The following is a 2,384-nucleotide window of genomic DNA, read 5'->3' as shown; positions in this document are numbered from 1 at the left end:
CTGCTGCAGAACAGCCGCCGAATGAAGGTCACCCAGTTCGATGTGGCGACGATCATCCAGGAGGTTCTCTCCAAGCATCGCCTGGCGCTCGACAACAAGGGCATGCAGGTCCGGAGTCCACACCATCCACTGACCTGGCAGGCCGATCGGGAGCGCACGGCGCGGGTGCTGGACAACCTGATCTCGAACGCCATCGCCTATGGCAGCGACGGTGGCGAACTGGTGATTCGCGTCGCCCATCAGCGCGACTGGCTGGCGCTGGATGTCGCCAATAGCGGGGACCCCATCGCCGAGTCGGACCGCGAGCACCTGTTCGAAGCGTTCTATCAGGGCAGCGCGCGTCGCAAGGGCCCGCTCAAGGGCTCCGGTATCGGGCTCTCGGTCGCCGCGGACTGCGCCCGATTGCAGGACGGACAGCTGGCGCTGGTGGATGACACCGAACTGCCCGTCTGCTTCCGGCTCACGCTGCCATGGGCCAGCGCCCCGGTGCGCGGAGCGCAATACGATAATGAGGCCGCGCCGGACGAGACGTTTCCGGGCGGTGAGGCAAGGAAAGAGACATGGTCAGTCAGATAAGAGCGACGCTCGTCCTGTGCGGCATGATGGCGCTGGCGGGCTGCCAGTCCCTCTCCAGCGAACCCAGGCAATATGGCTGTGGTGACATTCCCACCTACGCCGACAATGTCTGCCTGGTCGACTCTTGGGTCGCGTTCGGCCTGGAAGCGCAGCGCGGCGATGACGAGTGGCGCGACGAGGTGCTGGAGCGGGTCGGTCAGAGCCGCATGGACCAGAAGGCCGTACGTGCCGTGGTGCTCTCCTGGGACGGCCCCGGCCAATGGGCCCAGGCCTCGAGCTTCTATAAGGCCGCGATCGGCTCGGCGCCGCCCCGGCTGCAGCCCCTCCTGCAGCAGTGGCTGAACGAGCTGGAGGAGCGCCGGCAGCTCTACGCGCTGCGGGGCTCGAGCGGAGGCAGCCGGGTGAATGTCGGCAGCAACGATACGCAGGCGCTGAAACAGGAAAACGAGAAGCTGAAGCAACAGCTCAAGGAGATGTCGGACAAGCTGGAAGCGCTGACCGACATCGAGCGGACGATCAACGCCCGCGACTGAGACGCGCCAGGTTCGCGCGACCCACACTCACGTAAAACCAAGCCATCTGCGCGATGCCAGGCCATTCCCGGCGCGCGCGACCGCGTCACATCGAGCGTGACACATCCTCATCGACAGCGATAAGGTGAAGCGGTGGCAGGAGGTGCCAATCCCATGTCATTGAATACAGAAGCTCATAAGACCCGGCCGGTGCGAACGCCGGCCATGCAACCGGGCAGGAGCGGCATCACGGCCCATATCCTGCTGGTCGACGACGACACCAGCCTGCTCAAGCTGCTGGGCATGCGCCTGGAAAGCCGCGGATTCCGCGTGACCACCGCCGAAAGCGGTCGCGAAGCGCTGACGCATATCGAAGAGACCTCCCCGGACCTGGTGCTATCCGATCTTCGCATGGACGAGATGGACGGCCTGGCGCTGTTCCACGAACTGCAGCGTCGCATGCCCGGAATGCCGGTGATCATTCTGACCGCCCATGGCTCGATCCCGGATGCCGTCAGCGCCACGCGCCAGGGCGTCTTCAGTTTCCTGACCAAGCCGGTCGATCGCGACGAACTGTTCGAGGCGATCGATGAGGCCCTCAAGCAGACGCCGACCACGCGCGGCGAGGGGGGCGAGGCGTGGCGGTCCCAGATCATCACCCGCAGCCCGCAGATGGAGCGCATTCTCGAGCAGGCCTACATGGTCGCCGCCTCCGACGTCAGCGTGCTGCTGACCGGCCCCAGCGGCAGCGGCAAGGAGTTGCTGGCCAATGCCATGCACCAGGCCAGCCCCCGCGCCGACAAGCCGTTCGTGGCGATCAACTGCGGTGCGCTACCGGAACAACTGCTGGAGAGCGAACTGTTCGGCCACGCCCGTGGCGCCTTCACCGGCGCGGTCAGCCAGCACGAGGGGCTGTTCCTGGCCGCCGACGGCGGCACCCTGTTCCTCGACGAGATCGGCGACATGCCGCTGCCGTTGCAGGTCAAGCTGCTGCGTGTGCTCCAGGAGCGCCAGGTTCGCCCGCTGGGTAGCACCAAGTCGTTCCCGATCGACGTGCGGATCATCTCCGCCACCCACCGCGATCTCGACCGCGCCATGCACGAAGGCGACTTCCGCGAGGATCTCTACTACCGCCTCAACGTGGTCAACCTCAAGCTGCCGCCGCTGCGGGATCGCGCCGAGGACATCCCGCTGCTGGCCAAGCACATGGTGGCGCAGGTTTCCGCGCGGCATAAGCCGTTCGTCAAGGGCTTCTCGCCCGAGGCGCTCAATCTGCTGGCCTCCAGCGGCTGGCCG

At 66.1% G+C, this 2,384-nt stretch carries 3 protein-coding genes; all 3 read left to right on the top strand.

What is annotated here, in order from left to right; genetic code table 11:
* Positions 1 to 576: sensor histidine kinase (locus AC3AYF_RS20180; RefSeq protein WP_487780284.1), on the top strand; the 576-nt coding region annotated here is incomplete at its 5' end.
* On the top strand, positions 561 to 1,109 hold the full coding sequence (locus tag AC3AYF_RS20175) for a hypothetical protein (RefSeq protein WP_295041375.1): 549 nt from the start codon (positions 561 to 563) through the stop codon (positions 1,107 to 1,109). The genes AC3AYF_RS20180 and AC3AYF_RS20175, both read left to right, overlap by 16 nt.
* Before the next feature lie 204 nt (positions 1,110 to 1,313).
* Positions 1,314 to 2,384 (top strand): sigma 54-interacting transcriptional regulator (locus tag AC3AYF_RS20170; RefSeq protein ID WP_295041377.1); only part of this gene is annotated, 1,071 nt, incomplete at its 3' end.

Source organism: Salinicola sp. (assembly GCF_982684285.1).
The sequence above is the reverse complement of the archived record's forward strand: the minus strand, read 5'-3'. Positions and strand labels throughout refer to the sequence as shown.

What these genes read in the sequence shown, in the direction of transcription:
- AC3AYF_RS20175 (WP_295041375.1), top strand. Translation starts at nt 561, where the DNA reads ATGGTCAGTCAGATAAGAGCGACGCTCGTCCTGTGCGGCATGATGGCG.